The 16,978-nt window shown below is 56.6% G+C and carries 17 protein-coding genes; 2 read left to right on the forward strand and 15 right to left on the reverse strand.

The features are described from left to right. Window positions 1-121: 121 nt before the first annotated feature. The 13 genes from LG204_RS13630 to LG204_RS13690 all read right to left on the reverse strand — a co-directional run bounded on the left by LG204_RS13630 (window position 122) and on the right by LG204_RS13690 (window position 12,331). Entirely contained in the window at window positions 122-766 is a 645-nt protein-coding gene (locus LG204_RS13630; RefSeq protein ID WP_013441578.1) for a response regulator, read from the reverse strand. A 41-nt stretch (window positions 767-807) separates the two neighbouring features. After that, window positions 808-2,256, reverse strand: a complete 1,449-nt coding sequence (locus tag LG204_RS13635; protein WP_230337785.1) for a sensor histidine kinase — start codon at window positions 2,254-2,256, stop codon at window positions 808-810. Window positions 2,257-2,597: 341 nt separating this feature from the next. Next, window positions 2,598-3,128, reverse strand: coding sequence for an SRPBCC family protein (locus tag LG204_RS13640; RefSeq protein ID WP_230337786.1), 531 nt, complete (start codon window positions 3,126-3,128; stop codon window positions 2,598-2,600). Further along, complete coding sequence (locus LG204_RS13645; protein ID WP_230337787.1) at window positions 3,125-4,102, reverse strand: vWA domain-containing protein; 978 nt, start codon at window positions 4,100-4,102, stop codon at window positions 3,125-3,127. The genes LG204_RS13640 and LG204_RS13645 overlap by 4 nt, the downstream gene beginning before the upstream one ends. Further along, entirely contained in the window at window positions 4,099-4,686 is a 588-nt protein-coding gene (locus LG204_RS13650; protein WP_230337788.1) for a tetratricopeptide repeat protein, read from the reverse strand. Before LG204_RS13650 ends, LG204_RS13645 begins: the two co-directional genes overlap by 4 nt. Then, the gene (locus LG204_RS13655) at window positions 4,674-5,663 is read right to left on the reverse strand and encodes a vWA domain-containing protein (RefSeq protein ID WP_230337789.1); all 990 of its coding nucleotides are present in this window, start codon (window positions 5,661-5,663) and stop codon (window positions 4,674-4,676) included. Before LG204_RS13655 ends, LG204_RS13650 begins: the two co-directional genes overlap by 13 nt. 20 nt (window positions 5,664-5,683) lie before the next feature. Then, a complete protein-coding gene (locus tag LG204_RS13660; RefSeq protein WP_230337790.1) occupies window positions 5,684-6,622 on the reverse strand; it encodes a hypothetical protein in 939 nt (312 codons plus the stop codon). Continuing rightward, a complete protein-coding gene (locus LG204_RS13665; protein ID WP_230337791.1) occupies window positions 6,619-7,563 on the reverse strand; it encodes a DUF58 domain-containing protein in 945 nt (314 codons plus the stop codon). Before LG204_RS13665 ends, LG204_RS13660 begins: the two co-directional genes overlap by 4 nt. Then, window positions 7,560-8,582, reverse strand: a complete 1,023-nt coding sequence (locus tag LG204_RS13670) for an AAA family ATPase (protein WP_230337792.1) — start codon at window positions 8,580-8,582, stop codon at window positions 7,560-7,562. Before LG204_RS13670 ends, LG204_RS13665 begins: the two co-directional genes overlap by 4 nt. 123 nt (window positions 8,583-8,705) lie before the next feature. After that, window positions 8,706-8,990 carry a methanol dehydrogenase [cytochrome c] subunit gene (locus tag LG204_RS13675; RefSeq protein WP_015829568.1) on the reverse strand — a complete coding sequence of 95 codons (285 nt, stop codon included), beginning with the start codon at window positions 8,988-8,990 and terminating at the stop codon, window positions 8,706-8,708. Between the two features lie 82 nt (window positions 8,991-9,072). Further along, complete coding sequence (gene moxG, locus LG204_RS13680) at window positions 9,073-9,546, reverse strand: cytochrome c(L), periplasmic (protein ID WP_230337793.1); 474 nt, start codon at window positions 9,544-9,546, stop codon at window positions 9,073-9,075. Window positions 9,547-9,603: 57 nt separating this feature from the next. Further along, window positions 9,604-10,470, reverse strand: a complete 867-nt coding sequence (moxJ, locus tag LG204_RS13685; protein ID WP_230337794.1) for a methanol oxidation system protein MoxJ — start codon at window positions 10,468-10,470, stop codon at window positions 9,604-9,606. Between the two features lie 121 nt (window positions 10,471-10,591). Next, window positions 10,592-12,331 carry a methanol/ethanol family PQQ-dependent dehydrogenase gene (locus LG204_RS13690; protein WP_328441965.1) on the reverse strand — a complete coding sequence of 580 codons (1,740 nt, stop codon included), beginning with the start codon at window positions 12,329-12,331 and terminating at the stop codon, window positions 10,592-10,594. Window positions 12,332-12,639: 308 nt separating this feature from the next. Between LG204_RS13690 and LG204_RS13695 the strand changes: the two genes are divergently transcribed. Together LG204_RS13695 and LG204_RS13700 are read left to right on the forward strand one after the other, a co-directional pair. Next, window positions 12,640-13,980, forward strand: coding sequence for an ATP-binding protein (locus tag LG204_RS13695; protein ID WP_230337796.1), 1,341 nt, complete (start codon window positions 12,640-12,642; stop codon window positions 13,978-13,980). Then, the gene (locus tag LG204_RS13700; protein ID WP_230337797.1) at window positions 13,980-14,615 is read left to right on the forward strand and encodes a response regulator; all 636 of its coding nucleotides are present in this window, start codon (window positions 13,980-13,982) and stop codon (window positions 14,613-14,615) included. The genes LG204_RS13695 and LG204_RS13700 overlap by 1 nt, the downstream gene beginning before the upstream one ends. Before the next feature lie 185 nt (window positions 14,616-14,800). Here LG204_RS13700 and LG204_RS13705 read toward each other — a convergent pair whose 3' ends face one another. Next, complete coding sequence (locus LG204_RS13705; RefSeq protein WP_230337798.1) at window positions 14,801-15,445, reverse strand: response regulator; 645 nt, start codon at window positions 15,443-15,445, stop codon at window positions 14,801-14,803. Further along, window positions 15,438-16,790 carry an ATP-binding protein gene (locus LG204_RS13710; protein WP_230337799.1) on the reverse strand — a complete coding sequence of 451 codons (1,353 nt, stop codon included), beginning with the start codon at window positions 16,788-16,790 and terminating at the stop codon, window positions 15,438-15,440. Before LG204_RS13710 ends, LG204_RS13705 begins: the two co-directional genes overlap by 8 nt. Window positions 16,791-16,978 lie beyond the last annotated feature (188 nt).

Below are 16,978 nucleotides of genomic sequence, written 5' to 3' on the forward strand. Positions count from 1 at the left end.
CAGCTTAAATCGGCAATACCCACGGCTGAGCTTTGCCAGACTAGGGTTTGACCACCAGAGGTTGAATCAAACCTGCGCTGTCTCAACTCAGCGACAACGATCTAATCCTCCAGATTGCTTTTTAATCGACCAGATTGTTTTTTATCGCGTAGTGCGTAAGTTCGGCGTTGTGCTTCAGCTGCATTTTTTCCAGGAGCCGGGTGCGGTACATGCTCACGGTTTTGACGGACAGCGACAAGCGCAGGGCAATCTCACCCACCGTAAGGCCGGAGGCAATGAGCGTAAGTGTCTGAAATTCACGGTCAGACAGCGATTCATGCAACGGCTTTTCGGTATCCATCACCTGGTTGGCCAGGGCATCGGCCACTTCCGGCGTAATGTACTTTTTACCCTTGGCGATCACCCGAATCGCATTCACCAGCTCGGAAGAAGCGCCCTGCTTGCCCAGATAGCCCGCTGCACCGGCCTTGAGCGAGCGAATGGCGTATTGATCCTCGCGATGCATGGAGAGCATGAGGATGGCGATCTTGGTGTTTTCCTTCTTGATGTAGCGTAGCGCATCGATACCGCTACGATCTGGCAGCGAAATATCCAGCAACAGAACATCGGCTTCAAGCTTGCATGCATAGTGGATGGCTTCGCTGGCGTTTTGTGCCTCGGCGATGACTTCGATGTCTTCGGTCTCCGACAATATCTGTTTCAGCCCTTCGCGGAGAATGGCGTGATCATCGGCAATGATGACCTTTATTTTTTTATCAGCAGGCATATGAATGCTTGTCCCCGTATTACCTTCGTTATGTCGCAATCTTACTTGAGACTGCGTGGAATTTTAACCTGCACTGCTGTACCCCCACGTACACGTTTTTCTACTTCAAGACTGCCATCGAGCGCCGCTACCCGCTCCCGCATGCCACGCAGACCAAAGGAGTTGGCTTTATGCTGGTCCTGCATGCGGATGCCCTGCCCGTCATCGACGATACGCAGCATGATATCGCGGTCTTCCACCAGAAGCTCAACCTCCACCTGCTTGGCCTTGGCATGCTTGGCGATATTGGACATGGCTTCCTGGCAGATGCGGAACAGCGTGATCGCCTCATCGGCGCTGACGGTAAGCTCGGTCTGCGAGCTGTAAAACCGGCATGGCAGGGAAAACTGCTTTTCAAACTGCCCGCACTGCCACTCCAGCGCCGCGACAATACCAAGTTCCAGCACATCTGGCCGCAAGTCACTGGCAATGCGGTGAACGATATCAAAAGTACGATCGACGATGCTTTCCAGATTGAGCGCCTTCTCCACCAGCTTGGGCTCGTCTGGATTGATACGCTTGATGATGGAAGTAAGACCGATCTTGATCGCGGTCAGGTTGCCGCCCAGGTCATCGTGTATCTCCCGGGCAATGCGTCTACGCTCCTGCTCCTTCACCTGCGTGAGGTGAGCAGACAGTTCGGCCATGCGCTGGCGCGAACGCTCAATCTCGAGCTTTTCGTTCTTGCTCTGGGTAATGTTGGTAATAATACCGCCCCATTGCACCTCGCCATTGTGCAGTTTGATCGGGCTGCCGCGCAGGTTGATCCACTTGGTGTCCTGCCAGGCCTTGATCCAGATGCGACCCTCCCAGTTGAGCACTTTCATTTCACTGGCCGAGGTCAGCAAGGCTTCGCGGAACGACGGTCGGTCTTCTTCCGCCATCAGCCGATAAAACTGCGATGGCGTCTTGGTCAGCTCGGCTTCGGTAATGCCCAGCACGGCGTAACACGCCTCGCTCAAATAGATAAAGCCCAGCCGCCCCGGCCCCAGCAAACGAAACTGGAACACAAGGCCCGGCGTATTGGTCACAATCGCCTGAAAGCGCGACTCGCTGTCATCCAGCGCCTGCATGGCAGAGCGACTGACGCTGTTTTTCATGACCAGCATCCATGGCCGCCCTTCCGCCTCAAAAAACGACACTTTGATACTATCGCCCGCGCGGCGGGCTTTTTCACCATCCGCCTTGGGCAAGAATAAGGTGGCCACTGGCATTCCCTGCGGCTGCTCAATGCATTGCGCGCGCCATTGCGTCAGCTCATCTTCCGGCATTCCCAGCACCACATGCAGGGGCATTGCATGCAGTTGTGCCGCGGTGCATTGATAGCTGACCAGCGCCTGCGTACTGACGCAGGCCAGCTTCATGCTCTGCGCATCGACCAGATAGGCTTCATCCGACATACCCGACATCAGTGCGGAAAAAAATGGATTGGCTACCGTTGCCTCTAGCAAGACATCACCTGTTGTTTATGGATTGGTTTTTATGGGGATCGAGCCGCTTGCAGCGCAGTCAGCACAAGGCGTGCAAGCGATTTTAAGATAATCGCATCCACACAATTTCACAAGCGTTAATTGCGGAGGCGATAAGATAGACCGACGAGTGGCAAAAAAAAACCAGACCTGGAGAGCAAGTCTGGTTGAATTTCTATGGAGTATGCCTGAACATTGTGCGACACGCGAACCGTCATTACTGACATTTCAATTGCACTAGAGCATGTGTTGCATACTAAAGGTCGCCGCGCATTGTCACTACACTGGGCATCCCGAAAAACATCGGGAATTTTTCCCGAATGCTACTTGCCGCCCTCCACAAGTTGCTTCAGGCTATCGAGACCTTGACGGAAATAACTGCTCACGCCTTCCACTGCAGTCGCATCGTCCTGACCGGCAGGTGGCTCATTACCGGTAAAGGCACGGTAGAAACGGGCTTTCCAGGTAACAACGGTTTTTCCGTCCTTGCCTGGGGTCACTTCCAGGCGGCCATTCAACGAGCTGACCGGCAAGGCCTTGATATCCATGTCGCGGCCCATGCGGTAGGCATAGCGCATTTCGGCATCCGAGTAATCATCCAGCTCCTCTTCCAGCACACCGCCGCTCTTGAATGTCAGCGTGCGTTTGGCACCTGAAGCATTACCACCTTCGGAGGTGACTTTCTCCAGAGAGGGATTCCAGGCAGCCAGCGCGCCGAAGTCCTTGATCTTGGCCCAGACGGCGGCAGGTGCCGCGTTGATTTCCACCGTCTCCTCAGCCTTCTGCGGGGTGGGGCCATGCGCCCACGCCGCCAAGGGTAATACCAACAACAGTCCTGCAATCCATGATTTCATGGTTTTCCTTTCTTGAACAATGATGAAATAAAAGCGGGGAAATACGAGGCCAGCAGCAGGAGCAAGGCCAGCCCGGCAAATACGGGCCGGATATCGCTGGCAACCCACTGCCGGTGCAAGGTGTTCTGCCGCAGGGCATCCGCCAGCTGCGCTTTGTCCTGCAGATGCAGATAGTGCAGGCCGGTAATCTTGGCGAGTTCCTGCAGGCCTTTTTCATCCAGGGCCGACATATGCTCGGTATACGAACCTTCGGGGTGTGCGCCATGTGGCGCATTGCGTCCGTGATAGCCTTCCATTTCCAGCACGGACTGCACGTGGGACATGCCGAAAGTCGCAAATTGCATGGCATCTTCCGGTACCCAGTAGCCCGTAATGTTGTCGTTTTCATCGAGCTTGGGGATCGCTTGCCGCTGCAGACCGCCAACGCCGGCAATAATGCCGCTCACCTCGCCAGGTTTGCCGTCAAACACCGGCATGTAGCGCGGATTGGCAGGCGGTGCCTGCTGACCATCGGTCAGAAACACCAGTGTATCGAGCTTGAGCTTGCGGGTTTCTTCAATACCGCGATACAGACCGTGCGTGATGAAGGAATCCGCCGCCCAAGCCATGCGCCAGTCGAGCCGCTCCACCGCTTCATCCAGCACACTGAAATGCGCGCAGACTTCCATGGGCTTGAACAGCATGGAAACATCGCGCTCGGTAAACATGCCGATGCTGACCAGTGAGCCACAGGGCAGATGACGCAAGGCATCGCGCACCGATTGCCGGGCGAATGCCAGGCGGGCAACGCCACCGGGGCCACCATCGCGCACGTTCATGCTCTGCGTAATATCAATGACAAACCCCACCGAAAACACCTTACGTGGCAAAGGCAGCTGTGGATGCAGAAACACCGGCAGCATCAAGATACAGGCCGCCAGCAGCAGCGCCCGGCCAGGTGCCTCGGCAATACGCAAACGCCAGCCTTGCTTCACGGCATGCCCTTGGGGAAACCAGGAATGGTCGGCCAGGCACGCTCGGTGGTGGTCTTCAGCTCGGTTTCTTCCTGCGATTGCTCATTGCGGATGCCGGGCGTCAGGTCGGGGCTGGCACGCTGCGCCAGCTCCATGTTGTGCCGGGCATCCCACAGCTGCGGATCATGGCGCAGGGCATCGCGGTAGGCATCCTTGGCCATCGCCAGCAGGGGGGCGGCCTGGTTATAAGCCAGCGCACCCTCTTCACTCAACGCGCCTAGCGCTGTCGACAAATAAGCATTGCCCATGTTGTATTTAGCGCGTGCCTGCAACGTAGCAGAGAGGCGCGGATCCAGCCGGCCATACAGCTCCAGCGCATGCGTGCTATCGCCACGCCGGGTCAGCTGCCAGGCTTGCAGCATTTGCCCCTCGGGGGTCTGGCTTAGCCATGGGGCCTGCTTCTCGAGCGGCTCCTTGGGGTTAGCCAGCACCTGATTCACCTGGCTGGCCTGCAGCCATTGCCAGCCTTGCCAACCAGTGAGCCCCAGACCGGCCGCGAGCAGGCTCCAGGCCAGTGTCTCGCGCCACAAGATCATGCGTGCCATTGCGATATCTCCATTCGTTTTGCGCCATAGAGCAATGCCAGCAACAGCAGGGCTGCGGCATAGCAAATCCCTGCCAGATCGCGGCGTGGCTGTTTTTCAAAGTAATGCGAAGGCAGGTTGTGCATCTTGCCTACGTCACGCAAGGCGGCCTCCAGTGCGCGCGGGTTTTCCGCTTCGTAAGCCTGATAGGGCACACCCAGGGTCTTGAAATACTCATGCAGGAAATACTCGGGCGCGCTGGCGGCATCGTCGCCCTCCCCCGGCTGGACAAAAATGCTGGGGGAATTGGTACCGCGGATATAAATCCATGCGAGCGCTGCGTGCTCACTGGCAAACCAGCTGCGTATGCGATCCTGAGTCTGGCTGTCGATATGGGCGCCACCATCGGATACCAGCAGGATCAGCCGTGCGCCTGTCACCGGCTTGCCCTTGAAGTAATCAAGTGCCATGCCGAGGCCACGCGCTACCGCGGTAAACCCCATGCCTTGCGCTTCGGCACTATCCAGGGCCGCCTTGAGCGCGACCTGATCATGTGTCAGCGGCAGCACAAATACCGGCGAGGTGCTGAAGGTAATCAGGCCCACCAGATCCTGCTGGCGGCTCTCGATAAACTTGGCGAGCACTTCGCGGGCGGCTTTGAGTTTTGAGGGACTCTGGACCGCGTCGGTCGCCTGAATATATTTGCCAGCAAAGTCATCGTTCATGCTGGCACTGCGATCCAGCACCACCATGATATGGGCGCCATGCCCCACGCGCTCGATCTCGGACTGGCGCAGATGCAATCCCGCCATGCCCAGCACCAGCGCCACCACACAGAGCATGCCGATCAGCCGCAAAGCCCATGACAAGGCGCGCGACCAGCGATCTTCCGGCATCAAGAGCATGGCCGGATGGCGCAATACCGACTGGCCATGACGCCACAACGGCAGCAAGCCCAGCAACAGCAGCCATAGCACGGCTGGTGTATCAAACCCCATAGCATCAAACCCCAGCCCACTCACGGTTTGCGGCCTCGCTCCAGTGCGCGACAGGCGGCCAGCAATGTCTTGATCGCCGCCACATCCTCCGCACTCGCGGCATTGGGCGCCTCGGCAAAAAACACGCGGGCGGAGCGTGCATAAAACGCTTCAATCTCGGGACGCAAGCGCGCAAGCTCGGGGCGCAGTTTCAGCAAGATAGGCACATCGCTGGCAAACACCGTACGGCCCGCCGCCTGGTTAAATGCGTGATGCGCCACGGCAAAGCTTTGCGTCAGACTGAGCTTGCGGCCTTGGCGGCCACGCAGACGACGGCAAGCCGCCGTGAAGGGCCCGGCTGCCGCCCAGCGGAAAGGTGGTTTGTCGTGACGCCATAACAGCCAGAGCGCGGCTGAGAGCGTCAGCGCCAGTGCGAGCACGGTATGGCGCATGGGCCTCAAGGTGTCGCGTAATGGTGGCAGGCTATCGGGGCGCAAGCTGGTCTGGCTGGTATCGAGAATGACCGGCAGCAAAGGCGACACCATGACCTGCCGCTCGTGGATTTTGACCGGCAACACGGTCTGGCGATGGCGCAGGTTAACGGTAAAGGCAGGCAAGGGAATCGTGCGCGTCTCGCGCAGGGCCTTGAACAACTGCCAGCGCAGATGCAGCTTGAAACGGCCCTGCTCCGGGGCGTTTTCCTGCACATCCACCTCACGCAGCTCTATCCACTGTCCATCGCCGCTGCGCGGCAGGGTTTCTTCCACCAGCGTGGCGCCGGGCGGGGCGGTAATATCCACCACCTCATCAATCACGTCGCCTATAAAGTATCCGGCCTCGCGATAATGGCTTTCGACATGCACATCATTGGCGGCGTAGGCGCCAGCCGCCGAAAAAGCCCACATGGCCTGGCCGAACATCGCCAGCCATCCCATGCGGCGCCATCTGCTGAGAGACCACGGCTTGCATACAGGCATCATCGTGCCGACTCCATAAAATAATGTGTCAACGCCCGCGCTTGCAGGCGGTCGCTGATAAAAAACGGCAGGCGTCCCCATTGCGCACAGACTTCGGCAATGGCCTCACGGCGCGCTTCATAGGCGGCATTGATTTTTTGCTGCAGACGGGGACGACACCAGAGCAGGCGCTCCTGCCGCGTCTCGGCATCGCGAAAGCGGGCAAAGCCCCAGCGTGGCAAGGCACTGTGTTCGGCGCTGTTCCATAGCACCACGGGCACCACGTCATGCCCGCTCAGGCTTTGCAGCACCTTTTGCAGTTCAGGCAAGGGGTAATGGGCATCGGTCACCAGAAATACCAGTGCACGCTCGCGGCCGATCTCGGCGGCAGCAGAGGCCAGGCCATGAGCTCCACCTTGTGGGGCTGCCGCTTGCGCCAGTCGCTGGCGAATGGCACTGCCCTGCAGACGGCTGCACCGCGCGGGAATTTGCAGCTCGCGCACGATGCCATCGTTGCAGGCTATGAACCCCAGCCGGTCTGCCATACGCCAGGTAGACCAGGCCAGTTGCTCGCACAGGTCGGCAATCACCTCTATCTTGTTTGCGTCACCGTGATCAGAAGGCTTGGAACTACTCAAAGAATTTCCAGCGGAATGCTCACCCAGCGCATGGCTTGCCCCCTGCTCGCCCTGAAACGCCATGGAGGCCGACCAGTCGGCCACTACCCACACTGGCAGCGACACATTTTGCTGGTACATCTTCACCAGCAAGCGGCGGTAAGGATCACGGGCGGTGGCGCGCACATCAATACGGCGCGGATCCGGGTTATCCAGCAAGGGACCGTGCCCGCGAAAGCGGCTGCCGGAACCAGCAATACGGCCGACATGGGCACCAGCACGCAAGCCGTTGGCGCGCCATTTCACATAGTAGTGAATCAGCTCGGGGATAGAGGACAACAGACTCACGGTGCCGCCACTTGTGCCAATACGGCTTCCATCAAGGCCGGTGCAATCACATCGCGGTGCAGCTCGTGCACCGGCTGCAGAAACACGCGGTGCGCAATAATGTCGTAGAACACTTCGCGTATGTCTTCCGGCATCAGGTAATCGCGTCCGGCCAGCCACGCTACCACGCGCGCACCACGCATCAGCATGCCCATGCCGCGCGGGCTGGCACCCGCCAGCACCAGGCTGCCAACGTCAATACCGGATAACTGCACACCCACATCCTGTGGCTTGGCAGTCGCCTGCCACAGGGCGAGCGCATAATTCTGCAGCGCAGGGCTGGCCTGCACGTGCTTTTGAATGCTGGCGGCCACATCGTTCAGCTGGTCATACGGCAGGATGGCCGCAGGCACACTCTCGATAAGCTTGTCGGTATCCTGAAAGCGGGTATCAAACATCAGTTGCTTGCGAATTTCGTCGTCGTCTGGCGATTTCACCAGCACTTCCATGAAGAAGCGGTCGCGCGCGGCGCCCGGCAACTCGAAGGTTTCTTCTTTTTCCACGCGGTTGCGGTCAGCAAACAAGATGAAATGCGGGAAATAATATTCGCGGTTAAATGCCGTCACGCTGCGCTCGGCCATGGCGCGCAGCAGCAGGGAATGCACTTGCGGACGGGCCCGGTTGATCTCATTAAAGAAGAACACAGACAAGGCATCGCCCTGGCTCAGCAAAGGGCCGGGATCAATGCGCATCTGCCCGGCGTCGTCTATCCAGGTGTGGTAAATCAGGTCAGAAGGCATCAGGTCCACCGTGCCTTCCACGCGCTGATAGGCGCCACCAAGCGCTCGGGCTGCTGCGCGCAGCAGCGTGGTTTTGCCCACGCCGACATCGCCTTCAAGCAACACATGGCCACGGGCAAACAGCGAAATAAGCAGGGAGCGGACCGGGTGGGCCTGCCCCAGAACGACCGCATTCAAGGATTGTTCAAATGCCGTGGCGCGTTCACGCCAGTCGGCCAGAGCAGAAGGTGTCGGATTCATGGAACTCACTATCGGGTTAATCCGCGCAGGGCGGCAGAAGGGTCCGGGTATGCCAGGGTGGCACCGGAAAAAGCGGATAGCGCATGCTCTGCACTATCCGCTACGCCAGTTAAATCACTACTTTTACTTGACGTCGTATTTGAACTGACCTGTTTCTTTCAGGTTGGCAACGCGTTTGGCGTTACGCTCGTTCATGGCCTTGATGGCCTTTTCCTGCTTGCTGAGTTCGACGGGATCATGCTTGGGGTCGTATTTGGAACCAGCAATCTTGTCAGGGAAACCTGGCTTTGGTTCCCAGCAGTTACCAGGTTCCTTACAGTTTGTGCCATCGTAAGCAAAAGCACTGGATGAAAATACCAAAACCGCCACGCCCATCAGACCGTGCTTGAGCCAATTTTTGCTTTGCATTGCATTCCTCCTCATACCCGGCAGTTAAAGAACCCTTCGCGCGGCCAGGATCACATCGCGAAGGGAGTGATACAAAAGCAACTTAGTTATTCAGCCATTTGGCCTTGTCAGGATCGCCCTGATAAATCGAGCGCACCCAGCTCATGATCTGCAGCATCTCATCCTGCGTCAGACGGCCACGTTGCGGGCCCATCATGCCTTCGGCACCACCAAAAATAGTCTCGAACAAACCCTTGTCGGTCGCATTCTTGGGGTAGGTCCAGTAGTCATCGGACAACGCCGGGCCGAGCTTGCCTTCAGCCAAGTGACCATGGCAACCGGAACAGGCGGTGGAGAACAGACTCTCGCCCTTCTTGATGACTTCGGCATTGCCGTTGTAGGGGTTGACGCCGGTTTGCTTGAATTTCTTCACGGCATCGGTTTCCGTCTCGTTAAGGCCCTTGAAATCGAGCATTTCACCGGAGATGGTGCCGCGGAAGATCAGATCATCCGCGAAGACAGAGACGGTGGCCGCCAGAAGTGCGGAGACCAGAATCAGTTTGTGACGATTACGCATTGCATTACCCTTTATTGCTTATTGAAAAATCGTGCTTAAAGCCCACAGACGGCGGCATCAAGGCTTGGTCGTCGGCAACAGTGGGATACCTTCTGCCTTCAAGATGGCATCAATATCGCCCTTGCGCTTCACAAGCGCCTGCTCAATCTGCTTCAGCAGCTCGGTATCGCCTTTACGCACACCAACGCTCACCGAGAACTGGTGCGGCACGCGCTCGCCATTGGATTTCTTCGCGTTATCCACCACCAGCTTTTCCACCAGCGGCACGCTGGATTGCTTGACGTAACGGGAAGCAGCAGGTGCCCACAGCACGGCTACATCCACACGGCCGTTCACCACATCATTCACCACCCGCGACGGGTCATATTTGATGTAATGGTTACGCGGCGACTTGTAATTGGAGATCTCGGCCTTGTACTGGAACATGTCGACAAAACGCTCAATCTGCACCAGCATCACCTCTGGTGGCGTTTCCGGAATCCAGCCAATCTGGGTGGATGATTTTTTCAGGTAAGGACTGTTCCAGTCCGTCAACCCCAGGTCGCCCTTGTCTTTCTTGTAAACAAAGATGTAGCCGGAACGGTAGTAGGCTGGCGTCGTGGCGACACGGGGGTCGTTCTCATCAGCACCAATAATCACATCGCATTGATCCTTATCCAGCAGGTCACGCACTACATAGCGTGCATCTTTCCACCAGACGTTTTCCACTTTGCGGCCAAGTTCGCTGGCCAGCACATCGGCAATCCGGTTCTCAAACCCTTCTTGCCGGGTATTCGAGTAAGGAAGCTCATCCTCACCCGCACAAATTCGTAATGGACTGTCGGCTTTAGTCTTGATTTGCGCATTGTCTTGCGCCATGGCAGTCTGCCCGCCGAACGCGCTCGCCCAGATGGCGAACATCACACTCCACTTGATCAGTTTCATTGCTTTCCCTTAAAACACACCGTGATGATCTTTAAAACCGCACAGAACAAAGCTATCTGATAAAAACCGCCGGCACCCTACCATCGTGCCGGGCACCGGCGGCCTAATCACAAGGCCTGTATTACAGACCGAACACCATCACACCACCGCCCATCTGGGTGTAGCTTTGGAGTTCCTTGAAGGCACCTACAGCGCCCAGACCAGCACTTGGGTCAGTCAGGTCAAATACCAGACCTACACCAGGCCAGCCGCCTACACCGTAGTTGGTAGCGATGTATTGCTTACCCTTGTAGGCGTAGCTCATAGGCGCACCAATCGCACCGGAAGGCATCTTGAACTTCCAGATTTCCTTACCGTTGGTCTTGTCGAGAGCCTTGATGTTGCCGTCGAGTGTGTTGTAGAACACCAGGCCGCCCTTGGTAGCCAATGTGCCGCCCCAAACGGAGAATTTCTCCCACTTGGTCCACTTCACTTCGCCAGTCACACCATCCATGGCACGAACTTGACCCATTTCCTTCTTGGTTGGGCCGTTAGGGCCTGGGTACATAGCCAGCGTTGCACCAACGAAGAACTGACCTGCACGGTATGGCAGCATGAACGGCTCCCAATCCATACAAATGTGGTTCAGACCGAAGTAGAACGTACGGCTGTCAGGATCGTAAGCATCCAGACCTTGGTTGTGGAAACCCATTGCAGATGGGCAGATGTTGGTACCCTTGTGGTCCATGCGGGTGCTGAATTCAGGATCGCGCAATGGCAGGCCGGTCTTCAGGTCCACCTTCTTGAATACATTCACTGCAGGATCAACCTTGGCAGCTTGTACGATAGAGCCGGTTTGACGGTTCAGGGTGTACATGATGCCGTTACGGTCAACGTGGGTCAGCAGAGGCTGCGACTTGCCGTTAACTGCCTGGTCGGTCAGGATCATCTGGTTAACACCAGCGAAGTCCCACTCGTCATGAGGCGTCTTCTGGTAGCCCCACTTGGCAGCACCAGTATCCACATCACGTGCCCAGATGGTCATGGTCCACTTGTTGTCGCCTGGACGCATGGTTTCATTCCATGGTGCAGGGTTGCCGGAACCGTAGTAGAACAGGTTCAGCTTAGGATCATAGGCATACCAGCCCCAGTTGGTGCCGCCGCCAATTTTCCAGGCTTCGCCTTCCCAGGTCTTGGTGCCGAGGCCCATTTGACCGTAGTGAGGATTGTCCTTGTTGAAGTCCTTGGACAGGTTCAGCTCATTATCAGGACCGGTTGCGAACGAACGCCATACCAGCTCACCGGTTTTCTGATCATAGGCAGTCACGTAACCGCGCACACCCAGCTCAGCACCGGAGCAACCTACCAACACTTTGCCCTTAACGGCGAAAGGTGCCTGGGTAATGGTGGAACCCACTGCAGGATCACAGTTTTCCATCTTCCACAGTTCCTTGCCGGTCTTGGCATCCAGTGCAACCAGATGACCATCCAGCTGGGTCTTGAAGATGCGACCATCATCGTAGGCAAGGCCACGGTTCACGATGTCACAGCAGGCAACCGCCTTGACGGAGGCATCCTGCTTGGGTTTGTGCTGCCAGACAATCTTTTCTGGCTCAGCCAGGTTGAGGGCAAATGTATTGTTTGGAAACGGCGTGTTGATATACATCATGTCGCCAATCACCAGCGGTGCACCTTCATGACCGTGCAGCAGGCCGGTGGAGAACGACCAGGCAGCTTTCAGGTTCTTGACGTTACCTGTCGTGATTTGTGAAAGGCGGCTGTAATGTTGCCCCGTATAATCCCCAGTTTGCATCGTCCAGTTATTGGGATTGGCACCCAGCGCTTCCAGGCTATCAGCTGCCGCAGCTACTGACGGCAGCATGGCTGACAATGCCAATCCAGCAACTGCAAATCCAGTAGCTGTTATTCTTGCCTTCATCTTCGGAATCCTCCTCGTATGTTGATATAGTCCTACTCCCTCGCTACCACTGTCGTAGAGCGACGACGAACTATCTCAAACCTGCCTTTGCGGCACGAGGTGCGCCATTCACTTTTGCGCAGGGAAAAATTCACATATTCACAATTTGTAATACTTCATTACATTTTGTAACAATATAAGGATGAGCTCCCGGTCAGATTCGGGAGCCTGTCGCTAGGGCGCCAATGCAGCAAGGTTCATACTGAGCATTTATGCGCATCCCGTTCGCCCCCATTACCCTAGGCAAGCAGCTGGATAGAAAGAATGTCCTGCTCGAGTTTGCGATTGTCCCTTGCAGCTTCATCCTGACTTACCTGATTGCAGGCTACTTTGAGCTGTCTGAAATCTTCATCGACTGGACACTGACCAGTAACGACGAATACGACATTGATGAGCTGCCCTATGCGCTGGCCGCCGCGACGCTCGCCATGAGCTGGTTTGCCTGGCGTCGCTGGCAGGAAATCAAGCGCGAGGTGCGTAGCCGCAACCAGACCGAACAAGCCCTGCTGGCAGAGCGCCTGCAATTCCAAACGCTCTTCAATGAAAACCTGGCAGGCAATGCCGTCGTCACCACGCGTGGCGTGATCGAAATGTGCAATCCGGCCATGGCCTGTTTTCTGGAAATACAGACGCCTGAGCTGGCCGTGGGGAATAATCTCGCCGACTACTTGCAGCATGGTCCATCATGGTCACACCTGCTGGAGGTGGTCAAAGAACATCAAAAGGTGGATGTCGAGCAGCTTTGCGTCATTGGCGTATACGGCAAACGCACCTATGCCATGGCACGCATCCTCGGGCATTTCAGCCAGGATGGCAGCTTGCAGTTTCTGCATGTGTTTGCCGCCGATATTACCGAAATCAAAACAGCAGAATCCGAAATCTCCAACCTGCTCAAGGAAAATCATTTTCTGTTGCGGCAGGCACTGGAGTTGCAGGAAGAAGAGCGCCGCCATATTGCCCGCGACCTGCACGACGACATGGGGCAATACTTGAATGCGATCAAGGCGAACGCCACCAGCCTGGTCAATATGCCGGACCTGCCAGCCAACATCAGCGAAGTGGCACTACACATTATTTCGCACTCGGACCATATATACCGCTCGGCGCGCCAGCTCATTCATCGATTGCGCCCCGCCGCACTGGACGAGCTTGGCCTCAGTGCAGCCCTGCAGCATTTGATCGACACCTGGAAATACCCGGCCAATGGCACGCGCTATCAACTGGCAATAGACCATGAGATTGATCATCTGGATGACAAGCTGACCATCAATATCTATCGCGTGATTCAGGAGGCGATTACCAATGCGGCGCGCCACGCACAGGCCAGCCTGATCGATGTGCATCTCTTCATGCAGGGCGATAACCTGATGGTGGACATTACGGACGATGGATGCGGCATCTCGCTAGCCCAGCCGCACAAAGGCCTGGGGCTTGCCGGCATGCGTGAAAGAATCAAGGCGGTTGACGGTAAATTCGAGGTGTCCAGCGCCGCTGGCACAGGCACCCGGATTCGTGCGGTCATCCCCACAACCCAGATAAAGGAGATGGTGTAATGCAAGGTGCTGTAAGAGTGATGCTGGTGGATGACCATGCCGTGGTAAGACAGGGCTATCGCCACCTGCTGGAAAAATCCGGAATCAAGGTGATCGCCGAAGTGGATAGCGGCGAAGATGCCTACCGGGTTTACTCGGAGCACCAGCCGGAGGTGGTGGTGATGGATCTTTCCATGCGTGGCATGGGCGGGCTGGAGGCGCTGAAACGTATCGTTTCGCGTGATCGCAACGCCAAGGTGCTGGTATTCAGCATGCATGACGATGCCATATTCCCCACCCGCGCATTGCAGGCAGGGGCCAGTGGCTATGTCACCAAGTCGTCTGCGCCGGATGTACTGGTAGAAGCGGTATTTGCCATTGCCAATAACCGCAAATACGTCAGCCACGATATCGCGCAGGAAATCGCCATGCACAACATTAATGGCGGCGACATACTCAACAGCCTGAGCTCACGCGAGTTCGAAGTATTCAACCTGCTGGCACAGGGCCGCTCAATTGATGATATTGCCGCGGCCTTGTGCCTGGACTATAAAACGATCGCCAATGTGCAAACGCGCCTGCGCCAAAAACTGAATGTGGAAAACGCTGCACAGCTGATGCTGCTTGCCATCAAGCTCAACATCATCAAAACGTGAACATTTCCCGAATAAATCATGAAGCCCTCTCTCACGGCAAACGGGGCTCTTCTTTTACACTGAATGCAGTTGTCTCTCTCCACTGACAACACCATAGTTGATCGACCGGCATACCCTTGCCGGTCGTTTTTTTTGCCTGTTGCTTATGCTGTTCGCCATGTTGCCTGGCGAGCCATACATATGACTCAGCTATCAATCAACCCGTGCTTGATGGCAAAACGCACCATCTCCACCGGATTGGATAAACCCAGCTTCTGCTTCACCAGCGTGTGGTAATTCGCCACCGTTTTCTGGCTGATCTTCAATACCTCGGCAATCTCCTCGGCATTTTTGCCCTCGGCAAACAGCCGGAACACCTCGAACTCGCGCGGCGATAGCTGGCTGATCAGGTCACCATCGCCTATGACGGTTTGTAGCGCGATCTTCTGGGCGATGCTGGTGCTGATGTAATTCTTGCCACGCGACACTTCCACCACCGCCTTGACCAGCTCATCAAACGAGCCGGTTTTGGCGACATAGCCACGTGCGCCGCTCTTGAGAGTCTGCATGGCAAACGCCGCGTTTTCATGCATAGAGAAAATCAGCACGCGCGCCGTGCGATACCGCGCCAATATCCGTCGCATGGCCTCCAGCCCACCCATGCCCGGCATGGAGAGGTCCATCACCGTCACATCGGGCAGATACTCCCCAAATACCTGGTAAGCCTGCTCACCGCTCTCGGCCTCGGCCACCACTTTGATGCCGGAATGCTGCTCCAGCAAACGGCACAAGCCCGACCGTACGACAGTGTGGTCATCGACCAGCAAGACCCGGATAATTTCTTCACTCACCTGATAACTCCTGTTGATTAATCACCGGGATACTGACCATGATGGTCGTCCCCTCACCTGGCGCACTCTGCACATCCAGCTTGCCGCCCAGGCCCTCTACCCGCTCACGCATGCCCGCCAGCCCAAAGCCGGTAGGCGCCTTTTCCATCTCAAATCCACACCCGTTATCGCGTATCACCAGATGCAGGTGGCTACCCATGCGCTGCACCGCCAGGCTCACCGAGCCCGCTTTGGCGTGGCGGCTGATATTGGTCAGCGCTTCCTGCACCAGCCGGTAAATGGTGATCGGGATAAACTCGCCCAGTTCCTCCAGATCTTCGGCGATATTGATATGTATCGTCGCCTCAGGATGCCGCTGGCGCCAGTTGCCCACCAGGTCGGTCAGCGCGATATGCAAACCGAGCTTATCCAGGGTATCCGGCCGCAAGTGCTCCAGCATGTCGCGCACGATGGCCACCACATGGCGCGCCACCTGCACAATCGCTGCAGCGCTTTCCTTGATGCGCGGATTGGTTGACTCCGAATTCACGATCGCCGTGGCATCGGCATTGATCGCCGTCAGGCTCTGGCCAATTTCGTCATGCAGATCACGCGCCAAGTGCTTGCGCTCGTCCTCCTGCGCACGAATCAGCTGTTGCGACAAGCGATGGTTGCGCTCCACACTGGTTTCCAGCTTGTGTGCCATCAGATTGAATTTATGGCTGATACGCGCCAACTCCTTCAGCTTGAAATCTGGCAAGCGTGCCTTGAGATTGCCACGCTCAAGCTCATTCAGCGCGGCCAGCACGGTATCCACCGGGCGCAGGGCATGGCCCACCGCCCAGTACACCATCAGATTCACCAGCAGGAAAAATAGCGCCGACAGCACCAGCAAGTCCTGGGTATCGCCCCACACTTCGGCAATCTCGTAAGAAGGATCCGGCGTCACCACCAGCACACCTATCACCCGACCATTGACCTTGATCATGCGGCGCGACTGTATCCACTCACTCGACACCATGCCCATGGCACTGACAAACCAGCGCGGTGGCGTGTCTTCGTGATCCGCGTTGGCAGACTGGCTATTGCTGTCCACCAGCGTGCCGTTGTGATCATAAAACTCGATGCGCAAATGGCGGAGATTACTCAGGCTCTTGAGACGAAAGGAACGCAACTGCTGCGGATTGGAAAGCTGGGAGTAGTACAAAGCCTCGGCATCCAGAAGATAGAGCGCCAGCTTCGCTGTCGACTCCACCTCGGCGCGCACATCCTGCCTGGCATTCGCCACCATCAGCATGGTCCCGAGGGCCATGATCAGCACCAGCAAGGCAGTGATCATGAGATTTAGGCGTAACTTGAGGCTCATGGCATCCCGTCATGATGAAAACGGCTATTCTATAGTCTTACGTCCTTTCAACATCCGGGAAATTTTCCCGATTTCACCTGACGATCAATGGCAGGCCATTTGCATGTGATGCATCGCCCATTGCGCCGCCTTCGTTGCCAAATACATGTCGGGATCAACCACTTTTACATCTTCCGAGTTTCTGCATG

Source organism: Methylovorus menthalis (assembly GCF_020523625.1).
Lineage (GTDB): Bacteria > Pseudomonadota > Gammaproteobacteria > Burkholderiales > Methylophilaceae > Methylovorus > Methylovorus menthalis.

Bases quoted from the DNA above. Each gene is read 5' to 3' on its own strand.
- LG204_RS13630 (WP_013441578.1), bottom strand. From the start codon at position 766: ATGCCTGCTGATAAAAAAATAAAGGTCATCATTGCCGATGATCACGCC.
- LG204_RS13640 (WP_230337786.1), bottom strand. From the start codon at position 3,128: ATGAAATCATGGATTGCAGGACTGTTGTTGGTATTACCCTTGGCGGCG.
- LG204_RS13650 (WP_230337788.1), bottom strand. From the start codon at position 4,686: ATGGCACGCATGATCTTGTGGCGCGAGACACTGGCCTGGAGCCTGCTC.
- LG204_RS13655 (WP_230337789.1), bottom strand. From the start codon at position 5,663: ATGGGGTTTGATACACCAGCCGTGCTATGGCTGCTGTTGCTGGGCTTG.
- LG204_RS13660 (WP_230337790.1), bottom strand. From the start codon at position 6,622: ATGATGCCTGTATGCAAGCCGTGGTCTCTCAGCAGATGGCGCCGCATG.
- LG204_RS13670 (WP_230337792.1), bottom strand. From the start codon at position 8,582: ATGAATCCGACACCTTCTGCTCTGGCCGACTGGCGTGAACGCGCCACG.
- LG204_RS13675 (WP_015829568.1), bottom strand. From the start codon at position 8,990: ATGCAAAGCAAAAATTGGCTCAAGCACGGTCTGATGGGCGTGGCGGTT.
- moxG (WP_230337793.1), bottom strand. From the start codon at position 9,546: ATGCGTAATCGTCACAAACTGATTCTGGTCTCCGCACTTCTGGCGGCC.
- moxJ (WP_230337794.1), bottom strand. From the start codon at position 10,470: ATGAAACTGATCAAGTGGAGTGTGATGTTCGCCATCTGGGCGAGCGCG.
- LG204_RS13690 (WP_328441965.1), bottom strand. From the start codon at position 12,331: ATGCTGCCGTCAGTAGCTGCGGCAGCTGATAGCCTGGAAGCGCTGGGT.
- LG204_RS13695 (WP_230337796.1), top strand. From the start codon at position 12,640: ATGCGCATCCCGTTCGCCCCCATTACCCTAGGCAAGCAGCTGGATAGA.
- LG204_RS13700 (WP_230337797.1), top strand. From the start codon at position 13,980: ATGCAAGGTGCTGTAAGAGTGATGCTGGTGGATGACCATGCCGTGGTA.
- LG204_RS13710 (WP_230337799.1), bottom strand. From the start codon at position 16,790: ATGAGCCTCAAGTTACGCCTAAATCTCATGATCACTGCCTTGCTGGTG.